This window comes from Rhodoferax sp. SPJ21 (assembly GCF_058216335.1).
Genome location: NZ_JBYZMO010000003.1, coordinates 621,960 through 636,725, shown reverse-complemented (window position 1 = coordinate 636,725; position 14,766 = coordinate 621,960). Strand labels below are relative to the sequence as shown.

General features: G+C 63.8%; 14 protein-coding genes. 3 read left to right on the top strand and 11 right to left on the bottom strand.

Annotated features, from left to right (window positions below):
• Nucleotides 1–142 precede the first annotated feature (142 nt).
• On the bottom strand, nt 143–1,093 hold the full coding sequence (locus tag AC4BBN_RS18225) for an isoaspartyl peptidase/L-asparaginase family protein (protein ID WP_490593648.1): 951 nt from the start codon (nt 1,091–1,093) through the stop codon (nt 143–145).
• Nucleotides 1,094–1,150: 57 nt separating this feature from the next.
• On the opposite strand from AC4BBN_RS18225, the gene AC4BBN_RS18220 reads away from it, so the two are divergent.
• On the top strand, nt 1,151–1,633 hold the full coding sequence (locus tag AC4BBN_RS18220) for a molybdenum cofactor biosynthesis protein MoaE (RefSeq protein WP_490593416.1): 483 nt from the start codon (nt 1,151–1,153) through the stop codon (nt 1,631–1,633).
• Nucleotides 1,634–1,637: 4 nt separating this feature from the next.
• Here the strand turns inward: AC4BBN_RS18220 and AC4BBN_RS18215 are convergent, their stop codons facing one another.
• A complete protein-coding gene (locus AC4BBN_RS18215; protein ID WP_490593415.1) occupies nt 1,638–2,537 on the bottom strand; it encodes a dihydrodipicolinate synthase family protein in 900 nt (299 codons plus the stop codon).
• 223 nt (nt 2,538–2,760) lie between these two features.
• Nucleotides 2,761–3,336 carry a hypothetical protein gene (locus AC4BBN_RS18210; RefSeq protein WP_490593414.1) on the bottom strand — a complete coding sequence of 192 codons (576 nt, stop codon included), beginning with the start codon at nt 3,334–3,336 and terminating at the stop codon, nt 2,761–2,763.
• Between the two features lie 196 nt (nt 3,337–3,532).
• Between AC4BBN_RS18210 and clpB the strand changes: the two genes are divergently transcribed.
• Nucleotides 3,533–6,133, top strand: a complete 2,601-nt coding sequence (clpB, locus tag AC4BBN_RS18205) for an ATP-dependent chaperone ClpB (RefSeq protein WP_490593413.1) — start codon at nt 3,533–3,535, stop codon at nt 6,131–6,133.
• Nucleotides 6,133–6,414 carry a hypothetical protein gene (locus tag AC4BBN_RS18200; RefSeq protein ID WP_490593412.1) on the top strand — a complete coding sequence of 94 codons (282 nt, stop codon included), beginning with the start codon at nt 6,133–6,135 and terminating at the stop codon, nt 6,412–6,414. The genes clpB and AC4BBN_RS18200 overlap by 1 nt, the downstream gene beginning before the upstream one ends.
• A gap of 34 nt (nt 6,415–6,448) precedes the next feature.
• On the opposite strand, the gene AC4BBN_RS18195 is transcribed toward AC4BBN_RS18200, so the two are convergent.
• From AC4BBN_RS18195 to mdcA, 8 genes are all read right to left on the bottom strand, one after another.
• Nucleotides 6,449–8,173, bottom strand: coding sequence for a diguanylate cyclase domain-containing protein (locus AC4BBN_RS18195; RefSeq protein WP_490593411.1), 1,725 nt, complete (start codon nt 8,171–8,173; stop codon nt 6,449–6,451).
• A gap of 526 nt (nt 8,174–8,699) precedes the next feature.
• Nucleotides 8,700–9,608: an acyltransferase domain-containing protein gene (locus AC4BBN_RS18190; RefSeq protein ID WP_490593410.1), complete on the bottom strand. Its 909-nt coding sequence runs from the start codon at nt 9,606–9,608 to the stop codon at nt 8,700–8,702.
• Entirely contained in the window at nt 9,605–10,486 is an 882-nt protein-coding gene (gene mdcB / locus AC4BBN_RS18185; RefSeq protein ID WP_490593409.1) for a triphosphoribosyl-dephospho-CoA synthase MdcB, read from the bottom strand. Before mdcB ends, AC4BBN_RS18190 begins: the two co-directional genes overlap by 4 nt.
• Nucleotides 10,483–11,160: a malonate decarboxylase holo-[acyl-carrier-protein] synthase gene (gene mdcG / locus AC4BBN_RS18180; RefSeq protein ID WP_490593408.1), complete on the bottom strand. Its 678-nt coding sequence runs from the start codon at nt 11,158–11,160 to the stop codon at nt 10,483–10,485. The genes mdcB and mdcG overlap by 4 nt, the downstream gene beginning before the upstream one ends.
• Nucleotides 11,157–11,858: a biotin-independent malonate decarboxylase subunit gamma gene (locus tag AC4BBN_RS18175; RefSeq protein WP_490593407.1), complete on the bottom strand. Its 702-nt coding sequence runs from the start codon at nt 11,856–11,858 to the stop codon at nt 11,157–11,159. Before AC4BBN_RS18175 ends, mdcG begins: the two co-directional genes overlap by 4 nt.
• A complete protein-coding gene (locus AC4BBN_RS18170) occupies nt 11,855–12,727 on the bottom strand; it encodes a biotin-independent malonate decarboxylase subunit beta (protein WP_490593406.1) in 873 nt (290 codons plus the stop codon). The genes AC4BBN_RS18175 and AC4BBN_RS18170 overlap by 4 nt, the downstream gene beginning before the upstream one ends.
• Nucleotides 12,724–13,065 (bottom strand): malonate decarboxylase acyl carrier protein, encoded by a 342-nt coding sequence (gene mdcC / locus AC4BBN_RS18165; protein ID WP_490593405.1) that lies wholly within the window; start codon nt 13,063–13,065, stop codon nt 12,724–12,726. The genes AC4BBN_RS18170 and mdcC overlap by 4 nt, the downstream gene beginning before the upstream one ends.
• Nucleotides 13,066–13,078: 13 nt before the next feature.
• Complete coding sequence (mdcA, locus tag AC4BBN_RS18160; RefSeq protein WP_490593404.1) at nt 13,079–14,758, bottom strand: malonate decarboxylase subunit alpha; 1,680 nt, start codon at nt 14,756–14,758, stop codon at nt 13,079–13,081.
• Between the last annotated feature and the right edge of the window lie 8 nt (nt 14,759–14,766).

Genomic DNA, 14,766 nt, shown 5'->3' with positions numbered 1-14,766 from the left:
TGCAGGGGGCGATTCCTGCGGCCTGGCAAAGCCAGTTCCGCGGAATCTCTGGAAGGCGTGTCTCTGACTGATTTGGGTGTTTTTGGCTGCTAGCGCAGATAAAACCTGCGCTGGTAGCTATGCTTTTCGTAGCGTAGCGGTTTCAGTCTTCAAAAATCCGGGTTTGCGCTGCCTCCCCGGCGCGCACCCAGCCCCGGTACATGCCGGCGCTGATGAAGGGCAGGGCAATGTTGCCTTGCCGGTCCACCGCGATCACGCCGCCTTCTCCCCCCAACTCTCCTACTTGCTGCAGCGCAGCCTGACTGGCTTCGCTGAGCGTGGCGCCGGCATAGGCCATGCGCGCATGGATGTCGTGGCCCACGCAGGCGCGGATGAAGTATTCGCCCGAACCCGTGGCGCAGACGGCGCAGCTTTGGTCGTTGGCGTAAATGCCGGCGCCCACCAGGGGTGAATCGCCAATGCGGCCCGGGTGCTTGTTGGTCATGCCGCCGGTGGATACGGCGCTGGCCAGGTGGCCCGCGCTGTCCAGCGCCACGGCGCCCACGGTGCCGAATTTGCGGGTTTCGTCGAGCGGCGCGCTGGGTGCATGGTCCATTTGCATGCGCTGGCCGCCTTCCTGGGCCTGCAGGCGCTGCAGTTGCTCCAGCCGGTGGGCGGTATGGAAGTACTCTGGCGGCATGGCCTCAAAGCCGTGTTCGCGGGCGAAGGCTTCGGCTCCGTCGCCACTGAGCAGCACAAAGCGCGAATCCATCACCGCCCGCGCCAGCTCCACCGGGTTGCGCGGTGTGCGCACCGTGGCCACGGCACCTGCAGCCAGGTTGCGGCCGTCCATCACGGCGGCGTCCATTTCGTGCTCGGCGGTGGAGGTGTAGACCGAGCCGCGCCCGGCGTTGAACAGGGGCTCGTCTTCCAGCGCAGTTACGGCTGCCACCACGGCATCCAGCGCGCTGCCGCCTTGGGCCAGGATGGTCTCGCCGGCCGCCAGTGCGGCGCGTAGGCCGGCATGGTAGGGCGCTTCGTCTGTGGCGCCACGGGCCATGGTGCCGGCGCCGCCGTGGATTGCCAGGGTGTAGCGGGGGCTAGTCAAACGCATCTCCTCAAGGTCGGTAGGGTAGAAACTGTATCCCATGGTGGCTGGCAAAATGCGGCGATGAACCCGCCCCGTGTACGCATACAGACCCAGGACTTCGACCCCAGCCGCGAAATCGCCGCGCTGCGCCAGCACGACCGGCGCGTGGGCGCGGTGTGCAGCTTTGTGGGCGTGGTGCGCGACTTTCACCCGGACAACGCTGGCGAGGTGCTGAGCCTGGAGCTGGAGCACTACCCCGGCATGACCGAGCGCGCCATCGAGGCCATGGTGGACCAGGCTCTGGCCCGCTTCAATATCTACGCCGCCCAGGTGATCCACCGTGTGGGCCTGCTGCTGCCGCTGGACCAGATCGTCTGGGTGGCCGTCAGCTCGGCCCACCGGGGCGAGGCCTTCCAGGCGTGTGAATTTCTGATGGACTATCTGAAAACCCAGGCACCTTTCTGGAAGAAGGAGCAAACGCCCAGCGGTGCGCGCTGGGTGGATGCCAGGGTCAGCGACGATGCGGCGCTGGCCCGCTGGGGCATACAGGCGCAGAACGCCTGAGTTTTCAGAGCGTACGCAGCGCGGGAAAGCCCTGTTCCACTGCAATCAACCGGTCCACCAGGGCGCTGGATGCGGGCGTCATCGGCGCGCGTAGCTCGGCCTGCATCTGACCGTGGTGGGCCAGCCAGCCCTTGATGGGGCCGGGGTTGGGCTCGGCAAACTGGCCGGCAATCCAGGGCAACAGCGGCTGCCACAGTGCGCGGGCACGCGCCAGGTCACCTTGCGCGATGAGGCGCATCACCTCTACAAAGCGCTGCGTATGCCCGTGGGCGCTGGCGGCAATCGCGCCCGCCCCGCCCTGGGCCAGGGTGCTGAAGATCTGCGCGTCTTCACCGGCCAGCACCTGCAGCGCGCCGCTGGCGATCAGGGTTGCTGTCTTGGCTGCATCGCCGCCGCAGTCCTTGATAGCCGCGATGCGCGGGTGCTGGGCCAGCTGCAGCAGGGTGGCCAGCTCCAGCGTGGCCCCGGTGCGGTAGGGAATGTCGTAGACGATGACCGGCACTTCGGATGCATCGGCCAAGGCGGTGAACCACTGCAGCAGTCCGGCCTGCGAGGGGCGGATGTAGCAGGGTGCGGCCAGCAGCAGGCCGGCGATGCCCTGGCGGCTGGTGGCGGCCACGTTGTCCCGCATTTTGGGCAGGTGGTAGCCCGACAGGCCCATCACCACCGGCAGGCCCTGGGCGGCCATCAGCACCGTGTCCAGTACGGCTTGCTGTTCGTTGGCATCCAGCGCCGCCGCCTCACCGGTGGAGCCGCAGGCGACGAAGCCGGCAATGCCGCTGCCGCACAGGCTTTTCACCAGGCAGGTTAGCGCAGGGTGGTCTACCGCTCCGTGGTGGAACGGGGTGACCAGGGGAATCCACAGACCGGAAAAATCGCCAGAGAAATTGTTCGAAGCGCGCACACTGCATCCTTTGTTGACAACAGACCGATGGGGTAACCATCGTCAAAGGAGCGCGGGGCCGAAGGGGAGGGAGGTATCGGTTCCATCGCTCATCTGAGGACGGAACCGCAGCTCCGGTCAGACGAGCTGGGGTTTTTTAGCGGCACCGGCAGACACGCCGCCACGGCTGCGGGGCAGCAGTGTGGAGCGGAGTGGTGCGCGGGAAAGCATGCAGCTATTGTATTCAGTTCAGGTACTTGGGCCGCTCTTCCGGGTCTGGCATGTCGCTGGCCTGGGCATGTGCGCTGCCTGCCAGCTCATGGCCCTGGCCCCAGGCGGACAGGTGCAACGCGCTTTCCAGCAGCTGCACCAGGCCATGCACCAGCGGCGGCGCCAACTCGACCTGAAAGCCGCGTGCATTGTCCTGGTCCGGCAGCTGCTCGTTGAAGGCGATTTTGAGCGGGCCATTCGCCTCGGGGGTGATGTGTACTTCGGTGACTAGCAAAGGTTCTGTGCCCAGTGGCCAACTGGTGGGCAGGGCGGCGTCCTGGTAGGGGGTGGCGAAGTCGGCCTCTTGCAGCACGGCTTCGCGCTGGAAGTCGGCCAGAACTTTTTTGCTGACCTCGTCACGCTGCATGCCGCCCAGGTCGTCCTGGCGGGCTGTGTGCTCTACAACGGCGCGGTTCAAGGTGGGCCATAGCACCAGGGTCAGGCGGCGCGTCAGCCACAGGCGCATTTCCGTGCCTTCGCGGGTATTCACGCGCACCAGTATCCTGTCCTGCGCTTCCAGGTAGCGGACCGACAGCTGGTGGATGTTCATGGCGTCAATTTTAAGTCGGGGGGCGCGGCCTTGGCTTTTTGGCTGTGCTATCTATTTGATAGCTGCTGGCGTAAATAAATCGTGCGCCAGAGCTTGATTTTTATCAAATGCCAGTGAGTTTACGACGCTGCCGCACAGACGGTTGGTCTTGAAATCGGCCATATTCTCCTCAATTACCACGCAATTGGAGATCAAGATGCGACAAGACAAACTCACCACCAAATTCCAGGAAGCCCTGGGCGACGCACAAAGTCTCGCGCTGGGCGCTGACCACGGCTACATCGAACCGGCCCATGTGCTGGCTGCCATGCTGCGCCAGGACGACGGCCCGCAGGCTTTGCTGCAGCGTGCGGGCGTGAATGTGCCCAACCTGCTGGCCGCAGCAGAGGGTGCGCTGAAGAAGCTGCCCACGGTGCACGGCCAAGACCAGGTGCAGCCCAGCCGCGAGTTCGTGAGCCTGCTGCAGGGGGCTGAGAAGGAGGCCATCAAGCGCGGTGACCAGTTTGTGTCCAGCGAGTTGTTTTTGCTGGCGCTGACCGACAGCAAGTCTGACTTTGGCCAACTGGTGCGCGCCAACGGCCTGACCCGCAAATCGCTGGAAGCTGCGGTGGACGCCGTGCGTGGCGGTGACAAGGTTGACAGTGCCGATGCCGAAGGCCAGCGTGAATCCTTGAAGAAATACTGCCTAGATCTGACCGAGCGTGCCCGCATGGGCAAGCTGGACCCGGTGATTGGCCGCGACGACGAAATCCGCCGCGCCATCCAGGTGCTGCAGCGCCGTACCAAGAACAACCCGGTGCTGATCGGCGAGCCCGGCGTGGGTAAGACCGCGATCGTCGAAGGCCTGGCCCAGCGCATCGTCGCTGGCGAGGTGCCTGATTCGCTCAAAGGCAAGCGGGTGTTGTCGCTGGACATGGCTTCCTTGTTGGCTGGCGCCAAGTTCCGGGGTGAATTCGAAGAGCGCCTGAAGACCGTGCTGAAAGAGCTGGCCAAGGACGAAGGCCAGACCATCGTCTTCATCGACGAACTGCACACCATGGTGGGCGCCGGCAAGGCCGAGGGCGCGATGGATGCCGGCAATATGTTGAAGCCCGCGTTGGCGCGTGGCGAGCTGCACTGCGTGGGTGCCACCACCCTGGATGAGTACCGTAAATACATCGAAAAAGATGCTGCGCTGGAGCGTCGCTTCCAGAAGATTCTGGTGGGCGAGCCGACGGTAGAGGCCACCATCGCCATCCTGCGGGGCCTGCAAGAAAAGTACGAAGTCCACCATGGCGTGGACATTACCGACCCGGCCATCGTGGCTGCGGCCGAGTTGAGCCACCGCTACATCACCGACCGCTTTTTGCCCGACAAAGCCATTGATTTGATCGACGAGGCTGCGGCCAAGATCAAGATCGAAATGGACTCCAAGCCCGAGGTGATGGACAAGCTGGACCGCCGGCTGATCCAGCTGCAGATTGAGCGCGAAGCCGTGCGCCGCGAGAAGGATGAATCTTCGATCAAGCGCTTCGGCCTGATTGAGGAAGAGATCGTCAAGCTGCAAAAGGAAATCGCCGATTACGACGAAATCTGGCAGTCTGAAAAAGCCCAGGCCCAGGGCAGCGCCCATGTGCGCGAAGCCATCGACAAGCTGAAGTTCCAGATCGAAGAGCTGACCCGCAAGGGCGATTTCAACAAAGTGGCCGAGCTGCAATACGGCAAGCTGCCCGAGCTGGAAAAGCAGCTCAAGGAAGCGCAGGACAAGGAGTCCAACAAGGGCGTAGCCAGTGCGCCTCGCCTGCTGCGCACCCAGGTCGGCGCAGAAGAAATCGCCGAAGTGGTGGCGCGCGCCACCGGCATCCCGGTCAGCAAGCTGATGCAGGGCGAGCGCGACAAGCTGCTGCAAATGGAGGTCAAGCTGCACGACCGTGTGGTGGGCCAGGACGAGGCCATCACCGCCGTGGCGAATGCCATCCGCCGCTCGCGCGCCGGCTTGAGCGACCCGAACCGGCCTACTGGCTCCTTCCTGTTCCTCGGCCCCACGGGCGTGGGCAAGACCGAGCTGTGCAAGGCACTGGCGGGCTTTATGTTCGACTCGGAAGACCACCTGATCCGCATCGACATGAGCGAGTTCATGGAGAAGCATTCGGTGGCCCGCCTGATCGGCGCGCCGCCCGGCTATGTGGGCTACGAGGAGGGCGGCTACCTGACCGAGGCCGTGCGCCGCAAGCCTTACAGCGTGCTGCTGCTGGACGAGGTCGAGAAGGCGCACCCGGATGTGTTCAACGTGCTGTTGCAGGTCCTGGACGATGGTCGCCTGACGGATGGTCAGGGCCGCACCGTGGACTTCAAGAACACGGTGATTGTGATGACCAGCAATATTGGTTCGCCCATCATCCAGACCATGGTGGGCAAGGACTACGACGAGATCAAGGACGCAGTGCAGGACGAGCTGAAGAACTACTTCCGCCCCGAGTTCCTGAACCGCATCGACGAAACCGTGGTGTTCCATGCGCTGGACGCGAAGAATATCGAAGCCATTGCCGCAATCCAGATCAAGGTGCTGGAAGCCCGCTTGGCCAAGATGGACCTGACGCTGCAGGTATCGCCTGCCGCAATTGCCGAGCTGGCCAAGGTGGGCTTCGACCCGGTGTTTGGCGCACGGCCGCTGAAGCGTGCGATACAGCAGCGGATTGAGAACCCGCTGTCCAAGTTGCTGCTGGAGGGCCGTTTTGCGCCCAAGGATGTGATCCCTGTGGACGTGGACCCGATCCAGGCGCCGGGTCAGTTCAGCTTCGGCAAGGTGGCCGCTTGATGGGGCAGTTTGTCTGGCGGCTCTTTGTGTGGATGCTGGCGCTGGTTTTCATCGCCAGCGCTTTGCTGGTGCTGTCAGGCATTGCGTTGTTGTGGTTGCTGCGTAGCCTGTGGGCGCGCCTCACGGGGCAGCCTGTGGCGCCTATGCGCATGTACGCCACCGGATGGAAAGATGTGGCGCGCACGGTGGACCGTTTTTCGCAGCGTCCGCGCGCCACCAGCAGCACGGTCGAAGTGGCTGATGTCACAGACGTCGAAGTAAAAAAGGTTTCGCCACCCTGAGTGGCGTGGCCACAGCCGCGTCAAATACCTGCGCTTACTGCAGGCTGGCGTAGCGCGAGTTCTTGGTGGCGTACATGGCGTTGTCGGCGGCGGTTAGCAATTCTTCGACATTGCTTCCGTCCACCGGGTAAATCGCCAGGCCTATGCTGGTACCGATCTGCACCATCTCGCCGGTGTCCAGCGTGATGGGAGTGTTCAAGGCGTCACGGACCTTGCGCGCGATGGACATCATGGTGTTGCCATCGCTCACGGCATCGAGTATCAGCACAAATTCATCGCCGCCCACGCGCGCCACCGTGTCTACACCCCGTACGGTGGACGTCAGCCGCAGGGCGACGGACTGCAGCACGGTATCGCCAGCAGCATGGCCGTAGCGGTCGTTCACCGGTTTGAAGCCATCCAGGTCCAGCATCAGCACGGCGAAGCCTTGCTGGTTGCGTTTGGCGTGCTGCATGGCCACATTCAGCCGGTCACCCAGTAGCTTGCGGTTGGCCAGGCCCGTTAACGGGTCGTGGTGGGCCTGCAAGGCCAGTTGTTCTTCGTTCAGGCGCAACTCGTGGTTGGCCTTCTCTAATTCGCGGGTGCGTTCCTGCACCCGGCCTTCGATCTTGCGCTCGCTTTCGCGCAGGCTGTTCAGCACAGCCAGCTCGCTTTGGTAGGCGCGCGCCTGGGCTTCCGATGCCTCGCGGCGGCTGGTTTGGATGCGGTCGGCTAGCGAAAAGGACAGCGCCAGCATTTCCACCGCCGAACCTATCAGCATGGCATGGGTGATGAGGGGGTGGGAGGGCAGCAAGCCCAGGTTGTGCAAGGCGGTGACCAATACGCCCAGCAGCAGGGTGCCCCAGGCAAAGCTGAAGTGACGGGCTCCGATGTGTTTTTGCAGCAGGCAGTGGATGCTGACACCGACCAGCACACAGGTGAAGAGGATGCCGTCGATATTGATCAACCAGGCACACAGGTGGTAGGGCAGGACGAGAACGCATGCGGCTGTCACGGCCATCAACCCGGCCAAGCCTTGCAGCACCTTGTCCGCCACGGGTGCGCGAACGGCCGTACAAAGAAACTGGCGCGCAAACAGGGCGGCAAAAAAACCAGATACCGACATGCTGAACTGGGCTGCAATATTGCCCCACCAGGGCAGGTTGGGCCATATAAATTCTTCGCCAAAGCCCGTCAGCCCCAGCTGGCCGAAGACCATGGCGGTGGCAAAGCCTACATAGCTCAGATAAATGTTGTCGCGTAGCGATACGTAGAGCAGCAGGTTGTACATCACCAAGCCCAGCAGCAAGCCGAAGTACAGGCTGAATGCGCCGTAGCTCGCGTGGTCCGCCTGGGCCAGGGCTGCAGGGCGCCAAAGCTGTAGCGGTATCGACAGGCTACCCTCGGATGTCACCCGCAGGTACAGAGTCTGGCTGTGGCCCGGGGTCAGTTGCAGCGGAAAGACATGGTTGTGGTGCGGCAGCGGCCGTTGTGCAAACGGCATCTGATCACCGGATCGGAGATGTTCAGCGCCTTTTTCTTGGCTTGTATAGAAAAGGTCTATCTGGTCCAGCATGGGGGCTGCCACTTCCAGCATCCAGTGGCTGGGCGCGTTGGCTTGCAGCGGCAACTGGATGCGTAGCCAGATGGCGGAGCGGGTCAGTCCGAAATTGCTGGTGCTGCCCTGGTTGGCCAGTGGGCTGAAGCGTTGCTGGTTGTCCTGCTGCTGGATCTGCGCCAGGGTGAGCTCGCGGCTGGGATCGGCCAGCACGGAAGTCATGGGGGTGAGGTTGGAATACGTGTCGGTGAAGTCCTGCTCAGCGACGAGTGGCGTAGCGGCATACCCTAAGCGCAAAGCGCAGCATGCTAGCAAAGCGAGCAATAGCGCCAAGGGGGATGGAAATCGCATGGTTGGAAACATCCGAATGGGCAGCCTGCGATAGAAGAACGTTGGGTGTGCGGAAACAGGGCTCAAATGCCTCCATCTATTGTGGCTTGGCAGAAGTGCTGGGCGGGTAAAAGTTTGCACAAATATAGGTATGTGAAATACCGGACTGCAGCGATTCTGCCTGCCATATGGTGCTGCAAAACTCTGTTACTTCAAAATTGCGCTTCAGCTTTTATTTTGTATACATTTCCAGCGAAAAATAGCAAAAGTCGCGCATTCGTGGCTGAATTTTCTGAGTTTTAAACCTGTGCGCCGACGGTTCTGGACGGACTTCTACTGCTTAAAAGTATGCTTCAGATGGCTTGCTAAAAGCCTGTATACGATCTCATGGCAACTCCACAGAAATCGTAGAAGCGTACTAAGCGTTGATGTGGCTTTGTATCCATTGAATGACTGCCAGCGCCGTGCGGAAGTCATCGCACGCGCGTGCTGGAACGTCGGGGTAGCGTTGGTTCCAGATGCGCGCCAAGGCCTGCCCTGGGCCGACCTCCAGTACGCAGCGCACCCCACGCGCATACAGGTTGTCCATGCACTCATCCCAGCGCACGGTTTGCGCAATTTGCCTGGCCAGCGCCCGCTGCGCCTGTGCGGCATCCAGTACGCGGTCTTCGGCATTGCTGAACAGCACGATGCGCGGCCGTTGCAGTGGCAGCTTGGCCAGGGTGTGGGCAAAGCTATCGGCCGCTGCGCGCATCCAGGGTGTGTGGGATGGGATGCTGACGTGTAGCCGGGTGCAGTACGCGCCCTGCTGAATAGCGGCTTCTTCTGCCCGCGCCAGTAGGGCATGCGGGCCGCCAAGCACCACACTGTCCTGCCCATTGCGGATGGCGATGGCAATGCCGGTGCCCTTGCACAGCTTGTCTATTGCGGCTGATGACAAGCCGCTGACTGCCAGCAGGCCGCCCGGCGTTTGCAGGGCGCAGTGGTCCATTGCCGCGGCCCTGTCGCGGGCCAGGTCCAATGCCGTCTCGGCACTGAAAACCCCGGCGGCGCTGAAGGCGGCCAACTCACCCACGCTATAGCCAGCCACCGCTGCAGGCGGGGGGAGCTCCGGCGCAAGCTGTTGCCAGGCGGCCAAGCCCAGGCCTGTAAGCAGGCATTGGGCTGCTGTGTTCTGTGCGGCCCAATCCAGATCTTGCAGTTGGTGGCGCCAGTCGAGCACCCCTAGCTGGGCGCAGGTGCGCTGCACCAAGGCATCCGTAGCCAGCCAGGGCAGCATCCCCGGATGCTGCATGCCCTGACCCGAGAACACCAGCGCGAAACTCATGGACAGGGTGTGCAGAGCTGTACTACCCAGCACGCGGCAGCCAAGGTGTCGGCGGCCCCGCCAGGGGAGAGATTGCGGGCCACGAAATCGTTCCCTATGGCATGCGCTGCCTCCAGTCCATCGGCGCGGGCCGCACCGCCGGCCGCCAGGAAATGGCGTGCCGACTGTTGGGCGTGGCGCAAGCCCTGCAGGCCGCCGCGGTGGGCGAGGTTGCTGTCGTCCAGCACAGCCATCACATGAAACAGGGTGTCTAGCCGGGCTTGCTGGGTGGTCAAACCCCGAGCCAGTCCGGCAGTCAAAGCTGGAACTGCCGTTTCAAATAATACGGGGAACGCCAGCGCCGCTTCTGTCGAGGCGCTGCGCAGGCCATGTTTGCGGGCCGCGATACCCCCAGGCAGGCTGGGCATGCGCAGGGCGCGCGCGTCCAGCGCATGCCCCCAGCCATGGCGTAGGGCTTCACGCAGCTGCTCTGGGCTGGGGCGGGTATTCGTCCGTGTGAGTGCCCCCGCTGCGGCGCACAACAAGCCCAGCATGAAGATGGCGCCGCGGTGGGTGTTGATGCCGCAAGTAGCTGCCAGCATGCGGGCTTCGGCCTGGATGCCGCAGCGTTCTAGCGCAGGGAAATCTGCCCCCTGGAGCCCGAGCTCAGCAATCGCTACGAAGTAGCTGCGCAGCGTAAACAGACTGCGCATAAAGGTGTGCGCGTCCATGTCGCGGTGGCTGCCGCTATCTAGGAGGGTGACCAGGCCGGGCTTGGGGCACAAGGCTAGCTCGTGGTACAGCGCTCGTGTTGCTGCCCGGCCAATGGTGGAAGGCGTGGGTGACAGCGTGTTTGACGGCGTGAGCGCGGTCCAATGCAATGGTTGCGCGCGGGTCATTGCATTAGCTCCTCTGTGCTTGCGCGGCGCCAGAACGGCGCGTATTCCAGCGTGGCGCCGTGTAGACGCTTCACCAGCACGGCCGTGCTCTTGCCGGACCGCCAGGCGGCCCATTCGCGCCAGGCGACGGCCGCACCGGCGTCAAATACCAGCTCGCCATCCAGGCGCAGACGGGCTACCGCAAAGCTTTGCAGCAGCATGACCACGGCGTCGGCCTGGAGTGCGTCGGATACGGTGATGCACAGATCGATGTCGGACTCTGCGTGCACATGGTCCAGCCCGGTGAGCAGCTGCCAGCCATAGCTGCCGTACACCCGGGCGCTGGCCTGGCAGCTGTTGAGTTGCTCGCACAGCTGCCGCCATGGCGCCCGCGCGGGGACGGCCAGCAAGCCCAGCACCTCTGTGGCGCGTGGAAATGCGTCGAAGTAGAGGATGGCACTGCGTGGCACCGCCAGTGTGATGCGCCGCTTGTCCCAGCGGGCCGGCGCCGGCAGACCGAGGGCTACGGTGTGCGCAAGTTCACTAGCGGTCTGGCGCGTGACCACCAGCGGCAGGCGTTGGGACGCCCAGTGGCGGAGGCAGTCCTCTGCTTGCGCATCCCATGGCAGTCCCAAAACCTGCTGCCAGCCGGCGTCCGTCAGCCAGGCGATCTGGTGGCGGTGCAGCGGTGTCATGCTGCATCCAGTACCCGCTGCACCACGGCGGCCGACATCTTGCGGCCGCCGCGTTCAGCACCAAGGATGGCGCGCAGGTCTTGTGTTGGCGCGTGCGTCAATGCATCACGCAAAGCTGCCGGCAAATCGCCTTGCCACAAAGCCTGCACTCCGCCCATGGCCACATAGTTACCCACGCCAGGGGCGAATACGGGGTTGGACTGCGACAGCGCGGTCAGCATATCCTCCGGCAGCTTGGTAACGCGGGCCATGGCGGGGATGCGCATCACGCGGATTTCGGCCTCCGGCAACGCGTAGCAGGCGTCGGCAATCAGGCCCGAGGTGATGAAGCCGCCCGACAGCGCTTGGTCGTACACCAGGCCGATGACCCTATGCCCCTGGCGCCGCGCCAGGTCTATGGCCATACCCAGATGCGCCATCGCACGGTTGATGCCCAGCAGCTCGTCACGTCGGCGCAATTGCTGGCCTTGGGTGTCGATCAGTAGCAGGATGGGGCGGCCGGGGTGGTGGGCGATGGTGTCAAGTACCACCCGGGCCTGGACCAAAGCCAGCTGGACGCCTATGGGAGCGTGGTGGGTGGTGCCCAACACTGCCAGCGGCTGGCCGTCAAACGTGACCGTACCTTGCAAAAAGTCACCGTCGGCGCTAATGCCATGTTCTGGGCCAAAGAGTTGGGTGGCGAGGGTGTTCCAGTTCATGCGTTGACTCCCAGAGTCCTTATTTCTGCCACGTCCATCTCTGGCACGCGGGCGGCGTCGGCAACGCCCAGGCGCCGCCAGAGGGCGATGGCTTGGTCGCCGTTGTCGTCCAGTGGGCGCAGGCGTTCGGTAAGTAGCGCGTGTTCGGTTTCCAGTGACTGCAAGGTCACAGCCCGGGCGGCTTGGAGTGCTGCGATGGCGGCGCGGCGGAAGGCCGATACATCGTCTTCCACCAGCGCATCGCAATCGCCGGTGAGCCAGCGGTGCTTGCCGCCCGAGGTGCGCCAGACCAGCGCGCGGTCGCGCGAGTCGAACTCGTCCACGCCGTGGCTGGCTTCGATCACCTCCGGACCGGACATCGCCAGGCGGCCCACGTCGCTCATCACGATATGGTCGGCGCAGCGTGCCACGATGCCCATGCCGCCAAAGCAACCGTTGGCGCCGCCGATCAGCACAATCACCTGGATGCCTGCGGCGCGCACATCCAACACGGCGCGCATCACTTCCGACACCGCAATCAGCCCGGCATTGGCTTCATGCAGGCGTACGCCGCCGGATTCGGCCAGTAGCAGCACGGCTTTCGGCCGCTCGCGCAAAGCGCGCTGCAGCAGGCCTACCAGCTTGGCGCCGTGGACTTCGCCCACGCCGCCGCCCATGAATTCGCCTTCTTGCGCAGCTACAAAAATGGGGTGGCCGTCCAGGGTGGCGCGGCCAATCGCCACGCCGTCGTCAAAGGCGGACGGCACGCCCAGCTGCGCCAGGTGCGGGCTGGTGACACGTGCGGAGGGTGGCAGCCACTCATGGAAGGTGCCGGGGTCCAGCACCTGGGCCAGGCGCTCGCGTGCTGTGCATTCGACATAGCTGATCATGTGGTGGCCCTTGGAGTTTTTGGGAGTTCGGCCACGGCCTGGTCTAGGCGCAGGCTGACTACAGCGGGCGTGGCGCCCATGTCGTTGATGGAAATACGTACCCCGGCCAGCGGGTGCCGGGCGTGGAAATCGTCCACCACGGCCTGCCAGATCGGGCCAAAGCCGCGTGCGGAGGTTTTGACCCGCACCGCGCAGCCGGCGCCGGCTACAGCCTCCAGCAGCACTTCCAGGTTGCCCGAGCCAACTACGCCGACCAGGATGGGCGCGAAGCTGCCGGCGGGCCGACCTGTACTGTAAGAAAAATCCAGGGTTTCCAGCCCTGCGGTAATGTCGCTCATGCTGCTTGTGCTCCTACCAGTTTCTGAAACGTTTGGGTGGCTGGTACAGCCCACCGGAGGCGCGCACCAGGTCGCGCATGCTGCGTGCGGCCAGCAGGTTGCGGGTGGCGTCGCGCGGGTCGACGCCTAAGTCTTGCGGGCGCCGGATGATGCCGCGGTCGCGCAGATTTTCTACCGCACGCTTGTCGCGCGCCAGGCCCACTGCTGTGTAACCGGCCACGCCGCGAATGGCCTGCTCGCGCTCGGCGTCGTTGCGGCACAGCAGCAGATTGGCAATGCCTTCTTCGGTCAGGATGTGTGTTACGTCGTCGCCGTAGACCATGATCGGTGGCAGGGCCATATGGGCTTGCTCTTGCAGCGTCCAGGCGTCCAGCCGCTCCACAAAGGCGGGCTGCATGTGTTCGCGGAAGGTTTCCACCATCTGCACCACCAGCTTTTGCCCACGCGGCGTGCCGGCGGCGCCGCTGCGGCCGTCACGTGCCTCACGCCCTGCTTTCAGCCAGGCCGGGCTGGCGTGGCGGCGGCCACGGGCATCGGCGCCCATATTGGGTGCGCCGCCAAAGCCGGCAATGCGGCCCAGTGTGGCGGTGGAGCTGTTGCCGTCCAGATCGATCTGCAACGTTGAGCCTATGAACAGGTCGCAGGCATAGTGGCCCGCCGCCTGGCTGAAGGCGCGGTTGCTGCGCAGGCTACCGTCCGGGCCGGTGAAGAAAACGTCGGAGCGGGCACGGATGTAGTCCTCCATGCCCAGCTCGGAGCCGAAGGAGTGGATGGACTCGACCCAGCCCGCCTCGATGGCCGGTATCAAGGCCGGGTGCGGGTTCAGCGCCCAGTGCTTGGCAATCTTGCCCTTCAGCCCCAGTGATTCAGCGTAGGTGGGCAGCAGCAGCTCGATGGCGGCGGTGTCGAAGCCAATGCCGTGGTTCAGCCGCTCGACGCCGTATTCGGCATAGATGCCCTTGATCGCCATCATGGCCATCAGCACCTGTATCTCGCTGATCTGCGCCGGGTCGCGGGTGAACAGCGGCTCGATCAGGTTCGGGCGCGGCGCTTTCACCACAAAGCTGATCCAGCCCGCTGGTATGTCGATACGCGGCAGGTTGGTGTTGCCGTCCACCAGTTCGTTGACCTGGGCGATGACGATGCCGCCCGAAAAGGCCGTGGCCTCGACGATGGCCGGCGTGTCCTCGGTGTTTGGGCCGGTGTACAGATTGCCCTCGGCATCGGCCGCGTGCGCCGCCACCAATGCCACCTTGGGCGTCAGGTCGACAAAGTAGCGGGCAAAAAGCTCCAGATAGGTATGGATGGCACCGATCTGGATGCGGCCGTTAGACACCAGCCGTGCCAGCCGCGCGCCTTGCGGGCCGGAGAAGCTGAAGTCCAGCTTGCTGGCCACGCCGTTCTCGAAAATGTCCAGGTGCTCCGGCAGTGCCAGCACGGATTGCACCATGTGCAGTCCATGGATTTTGTGTGGATCGACCTGCACCAGGGCCTGCGCCAGGAAGTCGGCTTGCTTCTGGTTATTGCCTTCCAGGCAGACCCGGTCGCCAGGTTCGATCACCGCTTCCAACAGCACGCCGATGGCCTCGGTCGCCACATGTTTTCCGCGCAGCTGCGGCCCCAAGGCCTGGGCAGCCCGGGCCATTCGGGCGGAGCGGTTGTCTGCCTTGGTGTTCCAGTTCACACGGTCCATAGTCATAT

Bases quoted from the DNA above. Each gene is read 5' to 3' on its own strand.
- AC4BBN_RS18225 (WP_490593648.1), bottom strand. From the start codon at position 1,093: ATGCGTTTGACTAGCCCCCGCTACACCCTGGCAATCCACGGCGGCGCC.
- AC4BBN_RS18220 (WP_490593416.1), top strand. From the start codon at position 1,151: ATGAACCCGCCCCGTGTACGCATACAGACCCAGGACTTCGACCCCAGC.
- AC4BBN_RS18210 (WP_490593414.1), bottom strand. From the start codon at position 3,336: ATGAACATCCACCAGCTGTCGGTCCGCTACCTGGAAGCGCAGGACAGG.
- clpB (WP_490593413.1), top strand. From the start codon at position 3,533: ATGCGACAAGACAAACTCACCACCAAATTCCAGGAAGCCCTGGGCGAC.
- AC4BBN_RS18200 (WP_490593412.1), top strand. From the start codon at position 6,133: ATGGGGCAGTTTGTCTGGCGGCTCTTTGTGTGGATGCTGGCGCTGGTT.
- AC4BBN_RS18195 (WP_490593411.1), bottom strand. From the start codon at position 8,173: ATGACTTCCGTGCTGGCCGATCCCAGCCGCGAGCTCACCCTGGCGCAG.
- AC4BBN_RS18190 (WP_490593410.1), bottom strand. From the start codon at position 9,608: ATGAGTTTCGCGCTGGTGTTCTCGGGTCAGGGCATGCAGCATCCGGGG.
- mdcB (WP_490593409.1), bottom strand. From the start codon at position 10,486: ATGACCCGCGCGCAACCATTGCATTGGACCGCGCTCACGCCGTCAAAC.
- mdcG (WP_490593408.1), bottom strand. From the start codon at position 11,160: ATGACACCGCTGCACCGCCACCAGATCGCCTGGCTGACGGACGCCGGC.
- AC4BBN_RS18175 (WP_490593407.1), bottom strand. From the start codon at position 11,858: ATGAACTGGAACACCCTCGCCACCCAACTCTTTGGCCCAGAACATGGC.
- AC4BBN_RS18170 (WP_490593406.1), bottom strand. From the start codon at position 12,727: ATGATCAGCTATGTCGAATGCACAGCACGCGAGCGCCTGGCCCAGGTG.
- mdcC (WP_490593405.1), bottom strand. From the start codon at position 13,065: ATGAGCGACATTACCGCAGGGCTGGAAACCCTGGATTTTTCTTACAGT.
- mdcA (WP_490593404.1), bottom strand. From the start codon at position 14,758: ATGGACCGTGTGAACTGGAACACCAAGGCAGACAACCGCTCCGCCCGA.